We start from the raw sequence: 21,859 nt of genomic DNA, 5'->3' as shown, positions 1-21,859 counted from the left end.
AGCTGCCAGCAAACTACTAAGCTTCGTCGCCAACGAGGGAGATCAGGCCGTAGTCAAAAGCGTGGCGGCGGTACACCACGGACGGACGCTGGGTCTCTTCGTTGATGAAGAGGTAGAAGTCATGTCCGACGAGCTCCATCTCGGAGAGAGCATCATCCACAGACATCGGGATGGCGGTGTGCTCCTTGGAACGCACTACCTGGCCGGGCACGACATCCTCGACGGAATCCGCGTAGGGGTCCACATCGTACTTGCCCTGATCGGCGCGTACCTTCTCTGCCTCAGCGGCCAGCTCGGCGGCGACAACGCCGGCGGACTGGGGAGCGCGGTGGCCGGAACGAGAAATGGAACGACGTGCCTTGACCTTGCGCAACGAGCGCTCCATGCGGGCCAGAGCGGTCTCAAGTGCGGCGTAGAAGCTGTCCTCCTTGGCCTCGGCGCGGGCGATGTGGCCCTTGCCGGTAGCGGTGATCTGGATCCGGTCGGACTCAGACTCACGGCGCGGGTTCGGCTCGTGCTGGAGCTCCACGTGGAAGAAGGTCAACGTGGGGTCGAGGCGCTCAATCTTGGCGAGCTTTCCATTGACTCGCTCAGCGAAATGCTCCGGGACCTCAACATTGCGGCCGGTGATGGTGACCTGTGCTTCGGGGCTCAGGATGTCGGTGTTTTCAGCAGGTGATGTCATCTGCTTCCTCCCTACAGTTGGTGGGACAACTCGTACACTCATCGTACATCTGCTCCAGACTCAGCGGCCATCAGCCCCGGCGTTTTATGCGTGCGACAGCACGAGTCCACCCACTACCTGGCACCCCGCCGCCAGCAGTACCTCGGTGCTGGCCGCGAGGGTAGAACCCGTGGTCACGACGTCATCGACAAGCAAAACCGGCCCCGTGGGGATGCTGCGTAGCACGAGGGAACCTGCCAAATTACTGCGACGTTGCTGGGCGTCTAGGCCCACTTGATCGCGTACCCCCGCGCCGTGACATAAAGCCACAACAACGGGCATTCCAGATGCCCGACATACCCCCGCCACGTGATCACCCCCGCGCAAGCGCGCGGAGCGCGGCCGGGTGGGCGCGGGGACGAGCACGGGGGCCTCGATAAGCTCTCCTCGGACCTGCAAGTGCCGGATGGCGGCTGCCAGCACGGGACCGAGGATGCCGCGCACGGCGCGGTTGTTGCGCTCCTTCATGGCGAGGATGACGCCGCGGTGGGCGCCGGCGTAAGGCCCGAGCGACCAGAGTGGCACGTGGGGGTTGACCGGCGTGACAATGCGCTGGGGAACCTGCCGCAACCGAGTCTGGCACTCCGGACACAAGTGATGCCCGGGCATCCGGCAACCGGCGCAGGACTGCGGCAGCAGCAGTTCCATGTCAGTTGGCGATCACCGCGGCCGAACGCACGCCCTGGAGGCCTGCGACTTCTCGCCAGAAGGCATTGTCCCCGCCCGTGGTGGGCATCTGCCGCACCGCGAGGGCGTCGGTGAGGTAGATCGTTGTCGAAGAAGCCGCGACGGCAACGACGGGTGCCGTGATGTTGCCGGACGGCAGGGAGGTCGCGGCCGACCCGTCCTGCTCCACTCGCCAAATCGGGGTCTCAGGAGTTGAGGTGCCCACGATGAGTGAGCCATCGGGTTGCCAGTCCAACGACAGCGCCGTGGCTCCCAGCTGCGGGGCCAGCTCGTGGACGTTGACCACGCGCCGCTGACCGGGGCCCGGGCGGCTGACCACGCCGGCGTAGACCCGGCCATCAACAATCATGGCCACGCGGGCGCCCGTGCGAGACAGGCGCAGGACGGAAATATCGCCGCCCATGGCATCGAGAGCGCTGATGTCCACCTCGGTGCGGGAGACGCCGCCGACCACACCAGAGATGACGATCCGCTCGACGGTGCGGCCATCGATGACGGCCCACAGCGCGGAGGGGTCAAGCTCAAAGGTGGGCCGAGAAATCGTCTCCGCCTTGAGCACCGGCTCCAGGTTTCCGTCCAAATCCCCGACGTAGAGTTCAGATTCGTTGCCGACCTTGCGCACGGCCGCCGCCGCTCCTTCGGTGATGATGTCCACGGAAGTCACGCCACCCATGGTTCCCAAATCCCCCTCTACCGGCGTTACCGCGGTGGCGGAGACTCGGTGAACCACGCCATCAGTCAGTGCGAACAAGGGAGTGTTGGCCACGTTGGTGACCTGGGGATTGAACTTGGCAAAATCATCAGTGGTCAGCTCGCCATAGCCCGGAACAATGGGCGCTCCGTCCACCTGGACCGAGTAGGGCTCGGGCACATTCGCGCTGGCCAGGGTCCACACGAGTTGGGCGGCGAAGCGCAGGCGGGCATCGGCATCCATACCGGTAAAGCCAGTGAATTGGTAGATACCGTCGTTGATGCCGGCGAAGGTCGCCTCCGCAGGCAGGTCATTGTTCACCGCTGGAGCCAACAGGCGTGACGGGCCCTCCATGATGAGGGAAATGAGCACCGCGTCGAGCGACTCATGGCCGCTGTAGATCCACCGGCGGTCCATCACCAGCGCCTGATTCGTCGGCTCGAAGAAGTAGACCAGCTGCGGCTGGAATTGATTACGCATCTCAGTGCGCTCGAGGACGATCCCGGCGGGCAGAGAACTGATCCGCCACTCGCCGGAGGTATTGCGCGCCATCTCAATGGTCGCTTCGTACACGCCGTTTTCCGGCTCATAAGAACCTCCGGCGGCAATCCGGCCGATGACGGCGCCCCGGACACTGAAGGTGCGCTTGTCTGACGTCGAGCCCGGCTGGGTATTGAGGTCGATGCGATCGACCACCAGCAGCGACTCTTGGGGATTCCACTGCTCAGCGGTCTCCGGCATGAGATAGGAACGGGCGGCGAAGTAATCCTGGGTGGGCTGCGCAGAGGAGGTGTAGAAGTCGCGCAGGAGGAGGTCGGGCTCGCGGCCCGGCTCCGGACCCCGGTTGGTAGCGGATTCGGTGGGGACGTCGAAGGAGCGCAGAGCCTGGGGCTCGGTATTCGAGGGCAGTGTCGTGCAGCCAGCGGTGAGCAGGGCGCAGGACACGGCGGCCAGCAGGGTGCGAACGGGACGGGGCTTTCGGGTGGATGTCATGAGACCGGAGCCTCCAATTCCAATGGGCTTTCGGTGTAGGGGAAGCCGGGCTCCCGGGGCAAGGTGACGCGGAATTGCGATCCCACGCCGAAGTTGCCCACGGCGTCGAGCTGTCCGCCGTGGAGGGCGACGTCTTCGCGGGCGATGGCGAGGCCGAGGCCGGTGCCGCCGGAATGGCGGCGCCTGGAGGCATCGGCCCGCCAGAAGCGGTTGAATACCAGCTCCTCTTGCCCCGGTTTGAGGCCCACGCCGTGGTCAGAAACGGTGATGGCGATGGCGTCGTCGTTGGCCGCCAACGTGACGTCGATCGGGTTTCCTTCGGAGTGATCGATGGCGTTGGCGAAGAGGTTGCGCAGGACGCGTTCGATCCGGCGGGAATCGGCGGTGATGTAGATCGGCTCGTCGGGGACGTCGAAGTTGACCACGACGTCGAGCTTGCTGGCCAGGTGCTCGACGGATTCCCAGGCGGCGGTGATGCACGAGCGGGCATCGATACGCGCCTCGGAGAGGTCGGCCATGCCGGCGTCGTAGCGGGAAATCTCCAGCAGATCGGCGAGCAATTCTTCGAAGCGGTCGAGCTCGCGGATCATCAGTTCCGAGGCGCGGCGGGTGTGCGGTTCGAGGTTGTCCGGATCGGAGGCGATCATGTCTGCCGCCATGCGCACGGTGGTCAGTGGGGTCCGCAGCTCGTGGGAGACATCCGAGGTGAATTGGCGTTGCAGGTTGCCGTATTCCTCCAACTGGTGGATCTGCTTCGACAGTTTCTCCGCCATATCGTTGAAGCTCAGCGCCAGGCGGGCCATCTCGTCCTCCCCGTCGACGATCATTCGCTCCCGCAGGTGCCCGGCGGCGAGGCGCTGGGCGATCCGGGAGGCCGAACGCACCGGGGCGGTCACCTGCTGGGTGGCCAGCCAGGCGATACCGACGAGGAGGACCACGACGACGACGCCGGCGGCGGAGAGCAGCCCGCGCATCATCGCCAGGGTCGATTCATCCGATTCCGCCGAGAGGACGAGGTAGACCTGCAGATTGGGGATGTCCGTGTTGGTGGGGGTGCCAATGACCAGGGCGTTGTAGCTCGACCCATCCGCCCGGTCGATGTCGGCGAATTGGTAGGACACCTGCCCTTCCGAGACGAAGCGGCGCAGCTTCTCCGGGATGCGGTAGCCCGAGGGCGAGGTGGTCGTCGTGCCGTTTTGGTCGGTGACCACGATGACCGGCTCATACGCCGTCGAGGACTCCCCCGGTTGGGCGCTGCGCTGCGTCAGGGACGCTCGCGCCGAGTTGATCCGCACCTGCAGGGTGTTCGACGTGCCGGTGGCATCGATTTGCTGCTCCACTGCGACCCGCGCCCGCTCAATCTCGGAGGTAGCGACCTCGAGTTTGGCGTCGACGAGCTGGGAGGTGACCACAGAAACGAGGACACCTCCTAAGATTCCCATGACGATCGCCGCGGCAGCGAAGATCATCCCGAGGACGCGGACCTGCAAGGAGGTCCGCCACATCTCGGAGATCCGGTCAAGGAACCGTCGGGTGGAGGCAGCAAGCGACGACAGGATTGTCTACTCCCCCAGGCCCGTCTTGTATCCCACTCCGCGCACGGTGAGCACGATCTGCGGGTTCTCCGGGTCTTTTTCAATCTTCGCGCGCAGGCGCTGCACGTGGACGTTCACCAGGCGGGTATCGGAGGCGTGGCGGTAGCCCCACACCGTCTCCAGCAGTTCCTCGCGGGTGTGCACCTGGCGCGGTTTGCGGGCCAGCTCAAGCAGGAGATCGAACTCGAGCGGGGTGAGGGAAATTTCCTCGTTGCCGCGTTTGACGGTGTGCTCGGGGACGTCGATGCTCAGGTCGCCGACTTCGAGGATTTCGGCCGGGCCGGCCTCGGTGCCGCGCAGGCGGGCGCGGATGCGGGCGATGAGCTCTTTCGGCTTGAACGGCTTGGTCATGTAGTCATCGGCGCCGGTCTCCAGGCCGAGGACCACGTCGACGGTGTCGGTTTTGGCCGTGAGCATGATGATGGGCACCGAGGACTCCAGGCGGATGGCTCGGCAGATGTCGACGCCGTTCATCCCGGGGAGCATGAGGTCAAGCAGGACCAAGTCCGGCTGGTTGTCCTGGAAGGCCGGGACGGCTTCGTTGCCGTCCATGATCGGGATCGGCTCGTAGCCCTCCGTCTCCAGGACGAGGGCGAGCATGTCAGAGATGGATGGGTCGTCGTCAACAACAAGAATCTTGGCAGCCATTTACGTCCTCAGCTTCGTGTGTATTTCCTGCAGGATAACGCCTGGATCGCTGGTCACGAGCCATCGACCCGCCCATTGTTTCTCCGCCAAACGATGGTAGGCGGCGAAAGTGCGTTCCTGGAGGCCCGCATCGCGTTCGTAGAGGTCTCTTTCCCGGGTCGAATCCAGGGCTGCTCGGTTGATGGCGCGTTGCGACGCCGTCGTTGGAGAGGTGTCCAGCAGCACCTGCAGGTCCGGCTGGGGCAGGCCCAGCCTGCCAAACTCGAGTTCATAGACCCAGTCCATGACCGCATCGTCGTTGAGCCGGGCCGCGGAGTACGCGGCGTTGGACGCAACGTAGCGATCAAGGATGACCACGCGGTCCGTGCCCAGGTATTTATTCAGCTGTTCTTTGGCGCCGTGGCGGTCCAGGGCGAAGAGGGTGGCCATGGCGTAGGCGGAGTCGGTGAGATCACCCATGCGCCCGTGGAGCGCGTCGTCGGCCAGCTGCGCGGGGAGGGAATCTGCGTAGCGCGGAAAAGCCACCACGTCAGCCTCCACCTGTTCGCGGATGGCGTGGACGAGTGTGTTCTTTCCGGCACCGTCGATGCCCTCAATTGTCACGATCATGTTGCTAGGACAGCGCCTCGGTGAATGCGTCGATGTCGTCGTCGCTGTCGACGGTTTCCAGCAGTTCAGCGGCCGATTCGTTCAGCGCTTCATCGCCGGCCCCGATGAGGCGACGGATGAAGGGGTAGGAGTCGGCGACGTCGCCGGCTGAGAACGGCGCGCCCGCCCAAATGGCGGCGATGGTGGCGGCTGCTAGGCCATTGAGTCGCTCCGTCTCGGACACGTGTGACTGCTTGAGTGCCAGCAGGCAAGCGTCGCGAACGGCCTCGGTGATCTCATCATCATCGAGCTCGTTTAGTTCATCCAGGAAATCAATGTTGTCATCCTCCGCGAAGATTTCGACGTCCCATGTGCTCACGGTCAACAGTCCTCTCACTGTGTGTCGTTTCACCAAATATGTTCGATAAGGGGAAACTTCTGCTATGTTGTTACCGAGTTGTTACTAATTTATCTCAAAAGAAGGGAACCGCGCTGGTGAAGGCTGATAATCGCCGCGTCTACCTCTTCATCGCCCTTGGCCTCATTGCTGCGGTCTTCGTCGGTGTCGCTGTGTGGCACACAGGCTCACCTTCCAACCCTTCACGTTCCGATACTGCCACGGCCACCCCCGAGGTATCCACCGTGGCTGAAGCTTCGAAGACCACGACCGCCACTCCGACGTCTGAGGAAGAGTCTACGGAGAAAAAGCCCCACAACGTAGCCACGCCCATCGAGGGCGATCCTTTTCTCCCTCCCCACGCCGTCGTGCAGCAAAACCCTCAGCCCATCGTCCCAACGACCGTGTACCGGCCGCCGAACGTCCAGGCCCCTACGGGTCAGCTCGATCCATCTGGCCCGTCGATTGGTGATGAGCCGTCCACCGAACCGAGCCTGGCACCAGAGACGAGCGTGACGCCGGAGTCGACCTCGCCGTGGATTCCCCCGGAGACGTCCGCGCCTGCCACTCCATCGGGCACGCCGGACGCCCCGCAGGCTCCTCAGTTCACCGAGCCAGCACCTGCACCGGCCGAGCCCGCCGAGGCCGAGCCGGAGCGCGCGGGAATGCCCCCGGCAACGGGAGTGCCGCGTCAGCCGCTCCCGTGGCCGTTTAACCTGTGGTTTTAGGCAGTAGCTAGGAACAGCTGGCCACCAGCGCCACCGGCGGTCGCCGCCGGGTCGGAGGCCGGAATCCACACCGCATCCCCGGGATTGAGGGTCATTCCACCCAGTTCCACCGTGCCCGCCGTGCACATGGCGATGGCCGGGCCATCGTGATCGATGGTCCACGGCGAGTCCTGGCTGACTTCGCGGCAGGTGAGCTGGAACTCCGGCGCCGGGGTGAGATATACCCCCTCGTCGCGATAGACGCCGAGGTCAGAGAGGGAAGAGAATTCGAGGACGCGAACCAGTTCGGGCACGTCGACGTACTTCGAGGTCAGGCCGCCGCGCAAAACATTGTCGGAGTTAGCCATGATCTCCACGCCGAGGCCGCGGACATACGCGTGGAGCTGGCCGGCATCGAGGTAGATGCCCTCGCCCGGATACATGCGGACGTGGTTGAGCAGCAGGGCGCCCAGGACCCCGATGTCGCCGGGGTAGCGCTCCTGCAGTTCGAGGACGTTGACGAGGACATTGGAGATCCAGTCGCCGCGCTGCAGGTTGGTGCTGGCAGCGGTGACAACGGCGTCGATAAGCTCTTGGCGCGCCTGCGCGGGGATGGAGATCCACGTGGTGAACAGCCCACGCAGGCTATCGGACTCATTGAACGGATCGAGGATGGTGAGGTAGCGGTCGAGTTCCGGGCACGACAGCGCGGCGAACAGCTCGCGGGTCAGCTCCAAGGGCCGGAAGCCGATCATGGCGTGGAACTCGGAGAGCGCGACGATGAGCTCCGGCTTGTGGCTGGAATCCTTGTAGTTGCGGTTGCTGGCGTTGAGCGCAATGCCCTGGTCATTCTCCCGCGCGAAGCCCTCGCGGGCCTGATCGGCGGAGGGGTGGGCCTGCAGCGACAACGGTTCCGCGGCGGCGAGGAGTTTCAGCAGGAAGGGCAGGCGATCGCCGAACTGCTCGCGGACGCGCGGGCCCAGGGCGGCCGCCGGATCCTCAGCGATGATCTCGGTGAGGGGCCGGCCATCAATGGTGGAGGGACCTGCGGGGTGGGCACCGAACCACAGCTCGGCCTCGGGGCGATCGGAGGGCGCGGGCAAACCACGCAGCTGTGGGATAAGGGTCCTCGAACCCCAAGGGTAGGCCCGGAGCACACCGGTGAGCTGCTGCATGTTAAAAATCCTCCACTGAATCTTTTGGGTCTTCCCGGTCTTCTGGGAGATCAAAGGCGGTCGCGGCAAATCCGCGCGTGATCAAGGTGAGGGCGCCCGCCAAGATCCCCGCTCGTGGGCTCTCAGTAGAGACCACCAGCGAATGGGGCTGGGTGGATACGACCTCGGGCTGTTGAGCCCAGATAATGGTCTTCAACGGTATCAGGTCGATGGGGCCGTCCAAGAACGGGTCATGGAAAATACTTGCCTCACGGGGCGGCTCGACGGTCATTTCCCCCGCGGGGGCGGCACCAGAGGGAATGCCCTTGTTGCTCCACAAGGCGGCGACCAACTCCGCGATGCCGTATTCCGCCGGGCTCGCACCGGTGTGGATGAGGCGGGCGCCATCGGCGAACTCGCGCAGCTGTCGGCCCGGGTTGACCAGGTTGTCGCGTTCCGGGGACAGCTGCTCCAGCTCCGCATCAATGGCGATGGCAGTTTCTTCCAGGCGCTGCTCAACGAGGCTGGGATCCTCCTCCAGCAGGTCAAGGACTGTCGTCACGGCCGTGATGGTCCGAGCCGGTGAGGAACCCACCACCGTGGGCAGAGCGGGGATGATGATGGTGCGGGCGGGGGCATCATCCACAATGGGGCCGCGGGATGGCCCGACGAGAATGGTGAACGCACCCCGCCGATCCGCCGTGATGAGTTCCTGGGAAATCTCCGGGTCTTCAGCGCGGTCCCCCACCACCATGACCACATCGAGCGGGCCGACATACGTCGGGAGGGCCCCCGTCACCACAATGGGCAGGCGCAGGGGGCTGCGGAAGGAAACAACAAAGCGTGCCGACGCCCGCGCCACCTGATCGGTCGCCACCACCACGAGGCTGCGGGGTGCGAGGCCGCGCAAGGCGGCTAAGTCAGGCACGACCCCGGCGATCGCGCGGATCTGCGCGCCTTCATGGGCCACATCATAAAATTGCACCGACTCACGATCGTAGGCAGAGCCGTCGTGATAGCTGCTGGAATCCATGCGGCCCAGAGTAGTGCCAGATCCAGACATGAGGCCGAACTAGGCGCGGATGATGCCCAAGATCTCCTCGACGAGGGCATCCACCTCGTCGCGGGTGGGGGCTTCGACGTTGAGGCGCAGCAACGGTTCCGTGTTGGAGGCGCGCACGTTGAACCACGCGGGGGTGCCGGCCAGTTCGACGGTGACGCCATCGAGCTCGTCGACGGACTCAATGCGATCGGCGAAGGCGTCGAGGACGGCCTGGGTGCGGGCCGCTTGATCGTCGACGGTGGAGTTGATTTCACCGGAGGCTTCGTAGCGGTTGTACTCGGCCATCATCTCGCTCAGCGACTGCTCCTGCGAGCCCAAAGCCGCGAGGACGTGCATGGCGGCGAGGATGCCGGAGTCGGCGTTGAAGAACTCGGTGAAGTAGTAGTGGGCGGAGTGCTCGCCGCCGAACACGGCGCCCGTCTCGGCCATGGTGGCCTTGATGAAGGAGTGTCCCACTCGGGTGCGCACGGCCACCCCGCCGTTCTCGGTGATGACTTCGGGCACCGACTTCGACGTGATGAGGTTGTGGATGATCGTGGCGCCGGGGTGCTGCTTGAGGTAGCGCTTGGCGACGATCGCGGTGATCGCCGACGGGCTCACCGGTTCACCGCGTTCATCCACCACGAAGCAGCGATCGGCGTCACCGTCGAAGGCCAGGCCGATGTCTGCGCCCTGGTCGACGGTGAATTTCTGCAGGTCCACGAGGTTCTTCGGGTCCAGCGGGTTGGCCTCGTGGTTGGGGAAGGTGCCATCGAGCTCAAAGTAGAGGGGGCGCACATCGAGGGGCAGCCCGGCGAAGACCTCGGGGACGGTGTGCCCGCCCATGCCGTTGGCCGCATCGACAGCCACGATGAGGGGGCGAATGCCAGAAAGATCCACCAGGTTGCGCAGGTAGGAACCGTAGTCAGCGAGCACATCCCACTCGTTGATGGTGCCGGGTGCACCGTCGTAGGCCGGGACGCCGTCGACCAGCATGTCAATGATGTCGGCCAAGCCGGATTGCTGGCCGACCGGGCGCGCACCCGAGCGGCAGAGCTTGATGCCGTTGTACTTCGCCGGGTTGTGGGAGGCGGTGAACATCGCCCCGGCGCATTCGAGGGTGCCGGAAGCGAAGTAAAGCTCATCAGTGGAAGTCAGGCCCAGGAGGATCACGTGGATGCCTTGGGAATTGAGCCCTTCCGCGAAGGCGGCGGCCAAGTCCGGGGAGGACGGGCGCATGTCGTAGCCGATGGCTACCTGGGTTTCCCCTTCTCCCCGCAGCAGGTGGCCGAAGGCCGCGCCGGTGTCGCGGATGAAGTCCGCATCGATGTCTTGGCCGACGACGCCGCGGACGTCGTAGGCCTTGATGACGGAGGTTACTGATTCACGTGTGCGCATAGCAGGAGAGTTTACTCCGCAGCGCTGTCCCCGTCCGGCACGAGGCGCAGGTGTGAGCGGCGACGCTGGCGTTCCTCGGCGACCCGCTTCGTGCGGTGCACGGGATGCAGGGAGGCGGCTGGGTTGGTCACATCGCGCTGGTTGACGTCGGGGCGGGCAACCTCATCGCTATCAATCAGGCCGCTGGTGACCCGTCCGGCCTCGCGGACGGCCTCAGCTAATGCGGTGAGATCCTCATCATCATCGATGTCGATGTGGTCGACGCGGAGCATCTCCCAGCCCAGCGGGGCGGTGATCTTCTCGGCGTGGTGCTCGCACAAGTCCCAGCTATGGGGCTCGGCGGCCGGGGCCAGTGGCCCGACGACGGCCGTGGACTCGGCGTAGGCATAGGTCATCGTGGCGACTGCGGGCTTGCCACAACCGGGGCGGGAACAACGACGAAACTGGCTCACGCTGGCCAAGTCTAAACCTGTTCTTGAGATTTGGGTAGCCTCCCGCGCGCCTTGCCCCCTGTCAGGGTCTGGCGACCTACCCTCATCTGCATGCACACCAGGAGTTTCCGCGACAGACATGGCCGTGGACTCAGGGGCCCCCAGGTCCCCATGGCCGCCCCGCGCTACCGCTCCCGCGCGACGTCTTTTGATGTCGCCGTACTGGAGGCTTACGCCCCCCTACAGCATTCCTATGCGCAGCAGCTCGCTCAACTCGACTTAGCCGTGGACACCGTGCCTCGGATGCGGCTGCGCGCGGATATGACGGTTTTGCCCAACGAGATCATTGCCGATGGCCCGGTCCCCCTGGGTCGCATCATCCCCGCCGGCATCGATTCCTCCGGCCAGCCCACCCGTGCCCGCCTTGTGGTCTTTCGCATGCCGGTGGAACAACGGACCGCAAACGCACAAGAGCGGCAAGATCTCTTAACCACGATCTTGACCGCTCTCGTTGCCAACTATCTCAACTTAGATCCCCGGGATATCGACCCGGACTACCAGTGGTGAGCTAGCTTATCTCGCGCTTGAGGCGCCGGCGCTCACGATCAGAGAGCCCGCCCCAGATGCCAAAGCGCTCATCGTGCTCAAGCGCGTACTCCAGGCAATCATCGCGTACCGAGCAGGCTTGGCAGATGCGCTTGGCCTCACGGGTGGAGCCACCCTTTTCTGGGAAAAAGGCTTCTGGATCGGTTTGTGCGCAGAGCGCTTGGTCTTGCCATTCTTGCTCAACAGCCCCGAAGAGGTCATCGAGCGACAAGGCCGCTGACCCGCTCCCGCTGTTGCCCCCGGTGGTTCTGCCACGGAGAATGGCGTCGTTTGCCATGTCTTCCACGCCCGATCCTTTCTCCGTCCGAATATTGCTTCTTACACTGATGTGATTACACACCGAATCACTAAATGTCGTCAACCTCGATGGGTGGGAATTTCCCGTTTATCAGGAAATTTCAAGGTCAACAGTCACATCAGTCACAACAGCAACAAACCCTCAGTATCGGGGGTAAAGCGTGGGGGCACTACATCTAGTGGCAGGCCATAAAGCTGATAACAACTGCCGGGGCTACCGGCGTGTCATCACGCATCCGAAGAGAAGCGCACTCCATTGTCCGGAATGACCACGCCCGGCCAGACTCGCATGCCGCTTTGCAGCTCACAACGGGCCCCGATCTGCGCGCCTTCCCCGATGACGCAACCAGAGATCCGAGCATTAGCCCCGATCCGCGCGCCCGACGCAATGATGGAATCCTCGATGATGGCACCCGGCTCGATGGTGACCCCGTCAAACACCACCGTGTCGTCCAGGCGGCTCCCCGCCCCGATCTCACTACCGCGGCCGACCGACGTGCCTCCCAGCAGGAGGCAGCCAGCGGCGACCCCCGCGGATTCGTCGATAAGCGATTCTCCGGTGCGACCCTCCAGCAGCGGCGAATGCGCAATACCTCGGACCAAGTCGGAGGAACCGCGAACGAAATCGTCCGGGCGGCCCATGTCGCGCCAGTAGGCGTAATCGACATGGCCGTACACGCGGCGGCCGGCCGCCAACAGCCCCGGGAACGTCTCACGCTCAACGGAGACAACCCGACCGGCAGGAATAGCCTCGATGATCTCGCGGCGGAAGACATAGCAACCGGCGTTGATCTGATCAGTCGGCGGATCCTCGGTCTTTTCCAAAAACTCCAGAACCCGGCCATCGGCATCCGTGGGCACGCAGCCGAACGCCCGAGGATCAGGCACGCGAACCAAATGCAAGGTCACGTCCGCATTCTTCTCTTCATGCGTGGCCAAAATGGCGTTGAGGTCCGTACCAGCCAACACGTCACCGTTGAAGACCATGACCGTCTCATGGCGCAGGCGATCAAAGACGTTACGGATACCGCCGCCGGTACCCAACGCCTCCTCCTCGACGACGTACTCGATCTCCAAACCCATCTCCGAGCCATCCCCGAAGTACTCCTCGAACACCTCCGCCCGATACGACGTCCCCAGCACCACGTGCGTGATCCCCGCCGCCTTGATGCGGGCCAGCAGATGCTGCAGGAAGGGGTACCCAGCCGTCGACAGCATCGGCTTCGGCGTATTAATCGTCAGCGGCCGCAGCCGCGTGCCGCGACCACCAACCAGGATGACGGCATCAGTCTGGGCAGGATTAGCAGAAACAGTCATCGGGTTAGGAGTCCTTTCGTGAACGCGCCTGCCACACGGCAAGCACCCCGCGGGCTTTCAAGCCAATCTTAAGGGCAGCCCTTAGCGGAGCCTGCCACCAGTGAGGAAGGCGGTCGGCCTGGAAACGATAAGCCGAATCGTGATGGGCCGGCAGCATCGTGTCCGGATGTTTGCCCGCCGCATGCCCCACGGCGTGAGTAATGCGCGCCTGCGGGCAAAAAACGTTGACGTACCCGGCGCGATGGAACCGATCGCCCAAGTCCACGTCCTCCATATACATGAAGTAACGCTCGTCGAACCCGCCGACGGCGTCGAAGGCGTCCCAGCGAACCAGGAGGCAGGAGCCGGACAACCACCCGGCGACGCGTTCGTGGTCCATGTCAGCATCGTCGCGGTAGGAGCGCGTCCACGGGTTGGTGGGCCAGATCTGTGAGAAAAGGGCGTGGCCGATGCCATTGCGCAGCGTGGGGACCGCGCGTGCCGAGGGATAGGCACTTCCATCAGATTGATCGATCCGTGGTCCGACGTCGGCCGCGTCGGGCCACCGGCTTGCACACTCGAGGAGCGTGTCAATGGAGCCCGGGCCGAAAACGACATCCGGGTTGGAAATGACGAAGAAGTCCGGGTTGATCTCGCCTGCATCGCGCAGGGGTTGCAGGTGCCGGGCGGCCAGGTTGATCGCCGTGCCGTAACCGAGGTTTCCGCCCGTGGGGAAAAACTCCACGTTGTCGTGCGCGGCAGCGGCAGCCTCTGGGGCACCGTCGGTCGAACCGTTATCGGCGAGCACCACAACGGCCCCGCTCGCGGTGGCTGCGGGCAGGCTGTCCAGGAAGTCCGTGAGGTAAGAACCTGGCGAGTATGTCACCGTCACAACGGCAATAGGCAAGCTAGTCACAATGGAATCAGCTTAGCGACGCCCCGGCCGTCACATCGGCTACGCCACTCCGATGGCATAAACTGCAGGGCGTGAGTGACAAGTACCGCCACGTGCGCGACATCCAGGCCGCCCCCGGCACCGGCCGCTCGACCCGCCAGGTCGGGCCGACGCCGGTCAAAGTGATTCTGGCTCTGCTGTCGTCACTGGTGATCGTCATCTCTTTCCTCGGTTACAACACAGTCGGCCGACTCGGCTCTGAGGTCGCCTCGGCAGGCAACCTCGCCCTCGGTGGCGGGCAAGGCGTCAAAGGCAGAGCAGCTGACGGCGCGACCGATATCTTGCTGGTCGGCAGCGATTCCCGTTCCGATGCTCAGGGCAATCCCCTGTCCGAGGAAGAACTAGCTCGCCTGCGCGCGGGCGTCGATGAGGGTGAGGAAAACACCGATACCATCATGGTGATCCGCGTCCCCAACGATGGTTCCTCCGCCACCGCCGTGTCCATCCCGCGTGACACCTACGTCCGCGACGAGACCTTCGGCAACATGAAAATCAACGGTGTCTTCGGTGTGCACAAGGCAGCCGAACGTGAAAGCCTCGTGGCCACTGGCATGTCGCCGCAGGAGGCGGACGCCGATGCCACCAACGCCGGCCGCAAGGGCCTCATCAAAGCTGTGAGCAACCTCACCGGCATCGAGGTCGATCACTTCGCCGAGATCGGGCTCTTCGGCTTCGTGCTGCTTACCGACGCCGTCGGCGGCGTCGACGTCTGCCTCAACGCCGACGTCCAAGACGAGTTCTCCGGCGCGGACTTCCACGCCGGCGAGCAAAACCTCGACGGCACCCAGGCCTTGGCCTTCGTCCGCCAACGCCACGGCCTCCCCCGCGGCGATCTCGACCGCATCGTCCGCCAGCAGGCCTTCATGGCGTCGCTGGTGAACAAGGTGCTCGCCGCTGGCACCTTGACCAACCCCTCGAAGCTCAACAACATGGCCACCGCCGTCGAACGATCCGTCGTCATCGACGAGGACTGGGACATCCTCTCCTTCGCCACCCAGCTGGCCAACCTCGCCGGCGGCAGCGTCGTCTTCTCCACCATCCCGGTCACCTCCATCGACGGGGTCGGCGACTACGGCGAATCCATCGTCACCGTCGACACCGACCAAGTGCACGCCTACATGGACGGTCTCCTCAACGCCCCGGCCGAGGAAAGCACCGACTCCTCCCCCGCTGAATCCTCCGCACCTTCCGAGCGCAAGCTCGAAGGCACCGAGATCATGGTCCTCAACGCCGGAGTCACCGCCGGGCTGGCCGGCCAGGTCGGCGGCTGGCTGCGGGACAACGGCTACGAGGTCGGCGACGTGTCCAACGCCCAGGCCGGCATCTACTCCACGGCCCAGATCGTGGCCGCGGACCCCAGCGACCCGCGGGCCCTTGCCCTGTCTGAGGCCCTCGGCGGCCTGCCCATCACGGCCAACGCCGGGATCAACGACTCCACCCTCATCGTCGTCACCGCCGACGACTACACCGGCCCGCTGAGCGAATCCGCCGCGAGCACCTCAGCTGCCTCCCCATCTGTCTCCGTGGGAACCCCCGGATCCGACTTCGGCGAGGCCGAGGTCGCCCCCGAAATCGACGCCGGTGGCAATGGACCACGCTGCGTGAACTAGTCGACGCCCCGGACCTGGTATTCGCGGAGTTCAGGGTTGACCACATGAATGGAAGACTTGTAGCGTGAATTCATCAAGACCGGTTCCGCTGCTCTCCGGAGCAGTCCAGGACCGGTCCTCATTTTTCTTCGGCTCTTCCGAGGAAAGTCGCGTGTGGGTTAAGTAGTAAACGCAATCAATTGGTGCCTCGATGAAAGTATCGGGCCAGCAGCTCAATTTCCCAATTCACCACAGGTGTTTCCTCCGCTGGGGTAGCAACTACAGATACACCCACGCCAGCGACATGGTCACGATCGCACCGACGACGTAGTTCAGCCAGAGGAATACGCGCCACGCGCGGTTGACGTCCTCACAGGTGTCGTCGGTGATGTTCCAGAACCGCAACGTGTTGGCCACGTAGCCCAGGCCCGCGATCCCAACGAGCCAGCCGGGGGCAGGCAGGAAGAACAGCAGCGCCGCGGCGAGGAGGTAGAACCCCGCCGCCAGGCGAGTGACGGCCCGGGCACCCAGGGCAGTGGCGATGGACGATAGGCCACCTTCTCGGTCTGCCTTGACGTCTTGGACGGCGCCGAGGGCGTGGCTGGCCATGCCCCACAGGAAGAAGGCTCCGGCGGCCAACCAGAAGTAGCCGCTGGCGTCACCTCCGCGGATGGTCGCCCCCACGAGAGCTGGGGTAACAAAGTGTGCGGAGGATGTCATCGAGTCCAGGATGGGGCGTTCCTTGAAGCGCATCGGCGGGGCCGAGTATGCGACGACGGCTGCCGTGGCGACGGCCAGCCACAGGGTAGAAGTCCAGGTGCCCGCCCACACCATGGCTGCCAAGAAGTGCACGGTGCTGAGCACGGAGGCCCACAGGAGGGGCTTGTGCATGGATTTTGGCAGGACGGCGCCTTCGACTCCGCCTTTGCGCGGGTTACGGATATCGGATTCGTAGTCAAAGACATCGTTGATGCCGTACATCGCGATGTTGTACGGAATGAGGAAAAACAACACGCCAACCCAAAACAGCCAGTCCAGTCCCCCACCCGCCAACAGGTAGGCCACACCAAAGGGGAAGGCCGTGTTCACCCAGCTGATCGGCCGGGAGGCAGCGATGATGTTGTTCAGTGTGCTCATGCGTCCTCATTGGCAGGGCGCCCGCGGTGCGGCCACACGGCAGGAACAATCAGGGCGACGACCAGGGCGTAGAACAAGTCCTCCACGGGTACAAGACCAATGTGCAGGCCCAGTCGTTGGGCGTCACCGTAGCCGACGAGCTCGGCCCAGATCATGAGGTTGTCGAAGATGATGGTGAGCACGACAAGCACCACCGCGACAACGGCGGTGACCACGTATTGGCGCCGCCACGCCGCTACCGCGAGGCCGACGATGAGGAAGGGAAGGCTGATGAGCAGGTAGGTCACGGCTGAACCCTCCGGGAAGTCGAGCGGATGTGAAGCAGGAGGCGAACTCCGGAGGTCAGATTGAGGGTGAGGTAGGTGAGGAAGAAGAGGAAGATCGGCTCCTCCACGGGCATCTCCGGGGCGAGTTCTACTCCCAGCATGTAGTCGGAGGCTCCCCGGAAGAAGGAGCCGGTGACAATGCCGAGGGCGTCCCAGACCAGGAACAACGCGACCATCGCCACGCAGATGATGGCGGCGCGGCGGGCGTCAGCGAAGAAGGTGAGCTTCCATCGCCAATCGCACAGCACCATGCAGACGAGGGTGACTAGGAGAATGCTGAGGTAGGCGACGCTCATCGGCCAGCCTCGGGTAGAGCGCCGGGGCTGCTATCGCCCCGCAGGCGCTTGAGCACGTTCTCAGCGGAGATCAGGCACATGGGTACTCCTACCCCGGGCAGGGTCGTGGCCCCGGCGTAGTAGAGCCCGTCCACTTTGCCGGAGACGTTGCTTCCCCGGAGGAACGCCGATTGCTTGAGGGTGTGGGCGGGGCCGATGGAGCCGGCGCGCCACGCGTGATAGCGCTCGGCAAAGTCGGCTGGCCCTACCGTGCGGCGGACCACAATCCGCTCCGGAAGGTCCGGGATGTCGGCCCATTCGGCGAGCTGGTCGACGGCGGCATCGGCAATCGCATCGACTGACACGGATCCTTCGCCGAAGAGGTCGCCGTGACCGACGGACTCGCTCGCGGGTACTGGGACCAGGATGAAGAGGTTTTCATGCTCTGGTGGTGCCACGCCCGGATCGGTGGCCGAGGGCATGGAGACGTAAATCGACTGCGAGGCGCCCTCGGGCCGTTCCGGCTGGGGCCCGTCGAAGACGGCGGCGAAGTCGACCGCCCAATCGTTGCTAAACAGCAGGTTGTGGTGGCGTAGCTGAGGAAGTCTCCCCTGCACACCCAACATGACCAGGACCGTGCCGATGCCGGGGTCGCGTCCGGCGAAGTACTTTTCCGGGTAGGTGCGCAGCTGCGCGGGGAGGAGTTCGTTTTCGGTGTGGTGGAGGTCCGCGCCGGAGACAACCAGGTCGGCGGGGATCTCCCGGATCTCCCCTCGGGCATTTCTGACGCGTACTCCCGTCGCGCGTTTTCCTGAGGTGGTGATCGCCGTGACGTCGGTTTCCAACTCAAAGTCCACCCCTTCCTCAACGGCGAGGCGATGCAGGGCGTCCACCACGGAGGTGAAGCCACCCACCGGGTATTTCACGCCTTGAACCAGGTCGGTGTGGCTCATCAGGTGATAAAGCGCGGGCGTGGATTCGGGACGAGAAGAGAGGAACACGGCCGGGTAGGTGAGAATCTGGCGGAGGCGAACGTCGCGGAAACGCTTGTTCACAAATTTCTGCAGCGAGGTGCTCAGGAGTGTGGCCAGCTGCCGAGCCCGGGCCCGCACGTCGCGGTGCACGAGGGGTGAGATGGCGGAAAACGTGGTGTAGAGGAAGCGGTCGAGGGAGATCTCATACGCATCGGCGGCGCTGTCGAGGTAGCGCTCCAGGGCGGCTCCGGCGCCGGGTTCGATGCTCTCGAACAGGGAGATGACGGCTTCGCGTCCCTGCGGGACGTCGATAAGCTCTTGTCCCTCGGGGAAGACGCGGTATGCCGGCGCCAGATCGACGAGGTCGAGCTGCTCCTCAGCGGTGGTGCCCAGCAGGCGGAAGAAGTGATCGAAAGCCTCGGGCATGAGGTACCAGGAGGGGCCGGTGTCCCAGCGGAACCCGGGGTGATCGTCCAGGGTGAGGTCCCCGGCGCGCCCACCAACGGTGTCGAGGCGCTCGACGACCGTCACGGACAGGCCCTCGCGCGCCAGGAGCGCGGCGGTGGCGAGGCCAGCCACCCCCGCCCCAATGACCACGGCGGTGTGGGGTTGCGAGGGGGTCATGGACGTCCTGCTTTCAGTCGAGGGGTTGAGGCCAGGGAGGTCACGATGATGCGGGCTTTGACGTGCGGGGGCACGCTGACTCGGCGGCGGGTGAGTTCCTGCGCCGGGAGGGCATCGATGCGGTCGGTGAGTTCGGCGAACAGGTTGGCAGCTGCGAGCACACCGGCCCGGGCGGACACCGGCAGGTAGCCCATCACTGATGATGCCTGGGCGAGATCGGCGCGGATGTCGGCGATGAGTTCGTCTTTGCGCGCCTCCGTCAGCGATTCGCGCTCAAGGCCGGGAAAGTACGTGCGTCCGAGGACATCGGAGTCTTCGGCGAGATCGCGGAGGAAGTTGACCTTTTGGAAGGCCGCGCCCAGCGATCGCGCTCCCGACTCCAACCTCTCGCGCTCTGAGCCCCCCACCGGGTTGTCCACGAGGAAGGCCGATAGGCACAGCAGGCCGATGACCTCTGCGGAGCCGTAGACGTAGGAATCGAAGCTTCCGGCGTCGTAGGTGGATTGGGTGAGGTCGCGCCGCATGGAGGCGAAGAAGGCCTCGACGTGTGCCGGGTCGAAGGAGCACCGGCGGGCGGATTGGGCGTAGGCATGGAGGACGGGGTCCACGTGGAAACGGCAGTGGGGTGCGTCGAGGACGGCCCTTTCGTATTCGTCGAGCATCTGGACGCATTCGGCGTGGCTGAGTCCGGCGGCTTCGACGGTGCCGTCGACGATTTCGTCGGCGATGCGGACCATGGCGTAGAGGTTGCGGATGTCTTCCCGGATCTGGCTGGAGAGCAGCCTCGTCGCCAGGGAGAAGCTGGTGGAATAGGAAGTGATGACCTGGTGGGCAGCCGCGGTGGACATGCGATCGTAGCGGTCGAGGAAGCTTCGGAGCGCAGCGGAGTAGGCGGAAGAGTAGTCAGGCATAGGTACGCAACATCCTTTCGACATCGTCGGCGACGGCGTGCAGGCCAGCGCGGATTGAATCGCTGAGCACTGCCTCATCGATGTGGGTGCGAGCTAGACGTAGGTGGGCCTGGCCTTCCTCCACCACTTCGTGGACGATGGCACCAAGCGCCAATGGGTCGGTGTCCAATTCATCGCCGCCCATGCGCATGGTCATGAGCGTAGCGCGGCCATGCAGGACGTCTCCCCCGGCGAGTTTGCCGGTGACAGCGCTATCGCCCACCGAGCCGGCGATGTCGTCGGCGGCTTGGAAGGCTCGACCCAGCTCCCGGGCGATGGGCTCCATCGAGGCGGGGTCGCGTTCGGCGGCCAGTGCGCCGAGTTTCAGCGGTGCGCCGAAGGTGTAATCGGAGGTCTTGAGGTCATTGCTCAACCGCACGAGGGCCGGATCGGGTGCCTGGCCCACCGTGTGGGCGATGTCGAGGACTTCGCCAAGAATTGTCTGTTGGGCTGCATCCGTGAGGATGCGCATTGCTTGACGCACGAGGGCGTCGTCAAGCGGGGACGTGACCAGGATCTGGAGCGCACCGTTGAGGGCGATATCGCCCGCGGCAATGCCTATCGACGTCCCCAGATGCGCGTCCGCGTATTCCTCACGCACTGCGGCGTGCACCGTCGGATGCCCGCGGCGGGTGTCATCGCGGTCGATGATGTCATCGTGAATAATAAAGGCCCCATGCAGCAGGTCAACGCAGGCGCCGAAGGTTGTGGCGATGATCTGCCGCTCGGCGGGCAACTCGCCCGCCGAGATATGCACGAGCGCGGCACGCAGATGCTTACCCCCCAAGGCGAAGGTAGAGACCCCGTCGATCGCATAATCGATGAGCTGGGAGTTGACCGGCGCGCGGCCGCGGGTGGCGGTGAGATACTCGTTGATCAGCGCCAAAGAATCGTTGACTCCCTTCGTGAGATCGTCCATCACGCCCCCAACAATCCGCGTTGAGCCAGACGGCGATGCGGGGGATGCTTCCGCCACGCGCGCACGATCGTGTGCATGCCGCGGCCAAATCGGCGGGCCAGCTGACGGACGCCAAACAGGGCCCGGGGGTCCATGTCCACGGTGAGGTCGGGTTGAAACCACACCGTTTCGTCTGGGCGGACCTCGAAGGAAAGCTGCATGTCCTCGTGTGATGAGGTATCGGCGGAATCGACCTCGTCGCGGACCTCACGCCACCACGTGGCCCGCACCGAGTAGTTGGTGCCAAAGAGCGGATTGTGGCCGAGCGCGGATCCCACGCTGGCGCGATACGCACCAAGGTAGAGGGCACTGGCCAACCTGGTGAACGGGCCCGGCAGCTCGAAACGACCCACCCCAGTGACCCCTACGACGCGTCGGCCCGGCGCGGCGCTCGCGGCATCTGCGGCATCCCATGCCGCGTGCAGGCGGGTGAGGTAATCGCTGGGGGCGAGCACGTCGGCGTCGATACGCACGAGGATGTCGCCGCTGGCGGCATCGAAACCGGTCCGGGTGGCCCAGGTGATGCCGCGGCGGGGCTCGGTGATGACCAGGGCACCGGCGGCGCGGGCCACGGCGGCCGAATCATCGGTGGAACCGTTGTCCACGACGATGATTTCTTCGGCCGGGGTGCGCTGTGCGGCGAGGGAGTTCAGGCATCGCGCCAGCAAGTCGGCATCATCGAGGCAGGGTATGACGATGCTGATGGATCGTCGCGCGGCGGGGTCTGACAATTTAGCCTCTCCTTATTGGTGCCTGGCACAATCAACTTACGCTAATCCTCGCAGTTCGACCTAGCTTTTGCCTACGATGGGCGGAC

The 21,859-nt window shown here is 64.5% G+C and carries 24 protein-coding genes; 3 read left to right on the top strand and 21 right to left on the bottom strand.

Annotated features, from left to right (window positions below; genetic code table 11):
• Positions 1 to 16: 16 nt before the first annotated feature.
• The 7 genes from hpf to CTEST_RS03095 form a co-directional block, all read right to left on the bottom strand.
• Positions 17 to 685, bottom strand: coding sequence for a ribosome hibernation-promoting factor, HPF/YfiA family (gene hpf, locus CTEST_RS03125; RefSeq protein WP_047252503.1), 669 nt, complete (start codon positions 683 to 685; stop codon positions 17 to 19).
• 84 nt (positions 686 to 769) lie between these two features.
• Positions 770 to 1,372: a ComF family protein gene (locus CTEST_RS03120; RefSeq protein ID WP_047252502.1), complete on the bottom strand. Its 603-nt coding sequence runs from the start codon at positions 1,370 to 1,372 to the stop codon at positions 770 to 772.
• Position 1,373: 1 nt separating this feature from the next.
• On the bottom strand, positions 1,374 to 3,095 hold the full coding sequence (gene lpqB / locus CTEST_RS03115) for an MtrAB system accessory lipoprotein LpqB (protein ID WP_047252501.1): 1,722 nt from the start codon (positions 3,093 to 3,095) through the stop codon (positions 1,374 to 1,376).
• Positions 3,092 to 4,600, bottom strand: a complete 1,509-nt coding sequence (mtrB, locus tag CTEST_RS03110) for an MtrAB system histidine kinase MtrB (RefSeq protein ID WP_047252500.1) — start codon at positions 4,598 to 4,600, stop codon at positions 3,092 to 3,094. The genes lpqB and mtrB overlap by 4 nt, the downstream gene beginning before the upstream one ends.
• Positions 4,601 to 4,657: 57 nt before the next feature.
• The gene (mtrA, locus tag CTEST_RS03105) at positions 4,658 to 5,338 is read right to left on the bottom strand and encodes an MtrAB system response regulator MtrA (RefSeq protein ID WP_047252499.1); all 681 of its coding nucleotides are present in this window, start codon (positions 5,336 to 5,338) and stop codon (positions 4,658 to 4,660) included.
• On the bottom strand, positions 5,339 to 5,947 hold the full coding sequence (locus CTEST_RS03100; protein WP_047252498.1) for a dTMP kinase: 609 nt from the start codon (positions 5,945 to 5,947) through the stop codon (positions 5,339 to 5,341).
• Positions 5,948 to 5,951: 4 nt separating this feature from the next.
• A complete protein-coding gene (locus tag CTEST_RS03095) occupies positions 5,952 to 6,305 on the bottom strand; it encodes a DUF4259 domain-containing protein (RefSeq protein ID WP_047252497.1) in 354 nt (117 codons plus the stop codon).
• Between the two features lie 116 nt (positions 6,306 to 6,421).
• Between CTEST_RS03095 and CTEST_RS03090 the strand changes: the two genes are divergently transcribed.
• Positions 6,422 to 7,051: a hypothetical protein gene (locus CTEST_RS03090; protein ID WP_052844281.1), complete on the top strand. Its 630-nt coding sequence runs from the start codon at positions 6,422 to 6,424 to the stop codon at positions 7,049 to 7,051.
• Here the strand turns inward: CTEST_RS03090 and manA are convergent.
• From manA to CTEST_RS03070, 4 genes are read right to left on the bottom strand one after another with little or no spacing between them, the layout of a single operon-like run.
• The gene (gene manA, locus CTEST_RS03085; RefSeq protein WP_047252496.1) at positions 7,048 to 8,205 is read right to left on the bottom strand and encodes a mannose-6-phosphate isomerase, class I; all 1,158 of its coding nucleotides are present in this window, start codon (positions 8,203 to 8,205) and stop codon (positions 7,048 to 7,050) included. The genes CTEST_RS03090 and manA overlap by 4 nt on opposite strands.
• A gap of 1 nt (position 8,206) precedes the next feature.
• Positions 8,207 to 9,217 (bottom strand): hypothetical protein, encoded by a 1,011-nt coding sequence (locus CTEST_RS03080; RefSeq protein ID WP_047254178.1) that lies wholly within the window; start codon positions 9,215 to 9,217, stop codon positions 8,207 to 8,209.
• A gap of 39 nt (positions 9,218 to 9,256) precedes the next feature.
• Positions 9,257 to 10,624 (bottom strand): phosphomannomutase/phosphoglucomutase, encoded by a 1,368-nt coding sequence (locus tag CTEST_RS03075; protein WP_047252495.1) that lies wholly within the window; start codon positions 10,622 to 10,624, stop codon positions 9,257 to 9,259.
• 11 nt (positions 10,625 to 10,635) lie between these two features.
• Positions 10,636 to 11,076 carry a DUF3499 domain-containing protein gene (locus CTEST_RS03070; protein ID WP_047254177.1) on the bottom strand — a complete coding sequence of 147 codons (441 nt, stop codon included), beginning with the start codon at positions 11,074 to 11,076 and terminating at the stop codon, positions 10,636 to 10,638.
• Positions 11,077 to 11,166: 90 nt separating this feature from the next.
• Between CTEST_RS03070 and CTEST_RS03065 the strand changes: the two genes are divergently transcribed.
• The gene (locus CTEST_RS03065; RefSeq protein WP_047252494.1) at positions 11,167 to 11,622 is read left to right on the top strand and encodes a metallopeptidase family protein; all 456 of its coding nucleotides are present in this window, start codon (positions 11,167 to 11,169) and stop codon (positions 11,620 to 11,622) included.
• A gap of 1 nt (position 11,623) precedes the next feature.
• On the opposite strand, the gene CTEST_RS03060 is transcribed toward CTEST_RS03065, so the two are convergent.
• From CTEST_RS03060 to CTEST_RS03050, 3 genes are all read right to left on the bottom strand, one after another.
• The gene (locus tag CTEST_RS03060) at positions 11,624 to 11,938 is read right to left on the bottom strand and encodes a WhiB family transcriptional regulator (protein WP_144413205.1); all 315 of its coding nucleotides are present in this window, start codon (positions 11,936 to 11,938) and stop codon (positions 11,624 to 11,626) included.
• 248 nt (positions 11,939 to 12,186) lie between these two features.
• On the bottom strand, positions 12,187 to 13,275 hold the full coding sequence (manB, locus tag CTEST_RS03055; protein ID WP_047252492.1) for a mannose-1-phosphate guanylyltransferase: 1,089 nt from the start codon (positions 13,273 to 13,275) through the stop codon (positions 12,187 to 12,189).
• Positions 13,276 to 13,279: 4 nt separating this feature from the next.
• Positions 13,280 to 14,161, bottom strand: a complete 882-nt coding sequence (locus CTEST_RS03050; RefSeq protein WP_260452842.1) for a glycosyltransferase family 2 protein — start codon at positions 14,159 to 14,161, stop codon at positions 13,280 to 13,282.
• A gap of 80 nt (positions 14,162 to 14,241) precedes the next feature.
• Here CTEST_RS03050 and CTEST_RS03045 point away from each other — a divergent pair, with 80 nt between their 5' ends.
• The gene (locus CTEST_RS03045) at positions 14,242 to 15,819 is read left to right on the top strand and encodes an LCP family protein (protein ID WP_047252490.1); all 1,578 of its coding nucleotides are present in this window, start codon (positions 14,242 to 14,244) and stop codon (positions 15,817 to 15,819) included.
• Between the two features lie 258 nt (positions 15,820 to 16,077).
• Here CTEST_RS03045 and CTEST_RS03040 read toward each other — a convergent pair whose 3' ends face one another.
• Genes CTEST_RS03040 through CTEST_RS03010 form a run of 7 tightly spaced genes read right to left on the bottom strand, consistent with a single transcriptional unit; the run spans position 16,078 to position 21,773 of the window.
• Positions 16,078 to 16,935 (bottom strand): prenyltransferase, encoded by an 858-nt coding sequence (locus tag CTEST_RS03040; protein WP_047252489.1) that lies wholly within the window; start codon positions 16,933 to 16,935, stop codon positions 16,078 to 16,080.
• Positions 16,932 to 17,222 (bottom strand): lycopene cyclase domain-containing protein, encoded by a 291-nt coding sequence (locus CTEST_RS03035; protein ID WP_047252488.1) that lies wholly within the window; start codon positions 17,220 to 17,222, stop codon positions 16,932 to 16,934. Before CTEST_RS03035 ends, CTEST_RS03040 begins: the two co-directional genes overlap by 4 nt.
• The gene (locus CTEST_RS03030) at positions 17,219 to 17,557 is read right to left on the bottom strand and encodes a lycopene cyclase domain-containing protein (protein ID WP_047252487.1); all 339 of its coding nucleotides are present in this window, start codon (positions 17,555 to 17,557) and stop codon (positions 17,219 to 17,221) included. Before CTEST_RS03030 ends, CTEST_RS03035 begins: the two co-directional genes overlap by 4 nt.
• On the bottom strand, positions 17,554 to 19,134 hold the full coding sequence (gene crtI, locus CTEST_RS03025) for a phytoene desaturase family protein (protein WP_047252486.1): 1,581 nt from the start codon (positions 19,132 to 19,134) through the stop codon (positions 17,554 to 17,556). The genes CTEST_RS03030 and crtI overlap by 4 nt, the downstream gene beginning before the upstream one ends.
• Positions 19,131 to 20,045: a phytoene/squalene synthase family protein gene (locus CTEST_RS03020; protein ID WP_047252485.1), complete on the bottom strand. Its 915-nt coding sequence runs from the start codon at positions 20,043 to 20,045 to the stop codon at positions 19,131 to 19,133. Before CTEST_RS03020 ends, crtI begins: the two co-directional genes overlap by 4 nt.
• Positions 20,038 to 21,003, bottom strand: coding sequence for a polyprenyl synthetase family protein (locus CTEST_RS13005; RefSeq protein WP_052844280.1), 966 nt, complete (start codon positions 21,001 to 21,003; stop codon positions 20,038 to 20,040). Before CTEST_RS13005 ends, CTEST_RS03020 begins: the two co-directional genes overlap by 8 nt.
• Positions 21,003 to 21,773, bottom strand: coding sequence for a glycosyltransferase (locus CTEST_RS03010; RefSeq protein ID WP_047252484.1), 771 nt, complete (start codon positions 21,771 to 21,773; stop codon positions 21,003 to 21,005). Before CTEST_RS03010 ends, CTEST_RS13005 begins: the two co-directional genes overlap by 1 nt.
• Positions 21,774 to 21,859 lie beyond the last annotated feature (86 nt).

The sequence above is a fragment of the Corynebacterium testudinoris genome (genome assembly GCF_001021045.1).
GTDB lineage: Bacteria > Actinomycetota > Actinomycetes > Mycobacteriales > Mycobacteriaceae > Corynebacterium > Corynebacterium testudinoris.
Note: the sequence above shows the minus strand (reverse complement) of the source record. Positions and strands in the feature narration are given on the sequence as shown.

What these genes read in the sequence shown, in the direction of transcription:
- hpf (WP_047252503.1), bottom strand. Translation starts at nt 685, where the DNA reads ATGACATCACCTGCTGAAAACACCGACATCCTGAGCCCCGAAGCACAG.
- CTEST_RS03120 (WP_047252502.1), bottom strand. Translation starts at nt 1,372, where the DNA reads ATGGAACTGCTGCTGCCGCAGTCCTGCGCCGGTTGCCGGATGCCCGGG.
- lpqB (WP_047252501.1), bottom strand. Translation starts at nt 3,095, where the DNA reads ATGACATCCACCCGAAAGCCCCGTCCCGTTCGCACCCTGCTGGCCGCC.
- mtrB (WP_047252500.1), bottom strand. Translation starts at nt 4,600, where the DNA reads ATGTGGCGGACCTCCTTGCAGGTCCGCGTCCTCGGGATGATCTTCGCT.
- mtrA (WP_047252499.1), bottom strand. Translation starts at nt 5,338, where the DNA reads ATGGCTGCCAAGATTCTTGTTGTTGACGACGACCCATCCATCTCTGAC.
- CTEST_RS03100 (WP_047252498.1), bottom strand. Translation starts at nt 5,947, where the DNA reads ATGATCGTGACAATTGAGGGCATCGACGGTGCCGGAAAGAACACACTC.
- manA (WP_047252496.1), bottom strand. Translation starts at nt 8,205, where the DNA reads ATGCAGCAGCTCACCGGTGTGCTCCGGGCCTACCCTTGGGGTTCGAGG.
- CTEST_RS03080 (WP_047254178.1), bottom strand. Translation starts at nt 9,217, where the DNA reads ATGGATTCCAGCAGCTATCACGACGGCTCTGCCTACGATCGTGAGTCG.
- CTEST_RS03075 (WP_047252495.1), bottom strand. Translation starts at nt 10,624, where the DNA reads ATGCGCACACGTGAATCAGTAACCTCCGTCATCAAGGCCTACGACGTC.
- CTEST_RS03065 (WP_047252494.1), top strand. Translation starts at nt 11,167, where the DNA reads ATGCACACCAGGAGTTTCCGCGACAGACATGGCCGTGGACTCAGGGGC.
- CTEST_RS03060 (WP_144413205.1), bottom strand. Translation starts at nt 11,938, where the DNA reads ATGGCAAACGACGCCATTCTCCGTGGCAGAACCACCGGGGGCAACAGC.
- manB (WP_047252492.1), bottom strand. Translation starts at nt 13,275, where the DNA reads ATGACTGTTTCTGCTAATCCTGCCCAGACTGATGCCGTCATCCTGGTT.
- CTEST_RS03040 (WP_047252489.1), bottom strand. Translation starts at nt 16,935, where the DNA reads ATGAGCACACTGAACAACATCATCGCTGCCTCCCGGCCGATCAGCTGG.
- CTEST_RS03030 (WP_047252487.1), bottom strand. Translation starts at nt 17,557, where the DNA reads ATGAGCGTCGCCTACCTCAGCATTCTCCTAGTCACCCTCGTCTGCATG.
- crtI (WP_047252486.1), bottom strand. Translation starts at nt 19,134, where the DNA reads ATGACCCCCTCGCAACCCCACACCGCCGTGGTCATTGGGGCGGGGGTG.
- CTEST_RS03020 (WP_047252485.1), bottom strand. Translation starts at nt 20,045, where the DNA reads ATGCCTGACTACTCTTCCGCCTACTCCGCTGCGCTCCGAAGCTTCCTC.
- CTEST_RS13005 (WP_052844280.1), bottom strand. Translation starts at nt 21,003, where the DNA reads ATGGACGATCTCACGAAGGGAGTCAACGATTCTTTGGCGCTGATCAAC.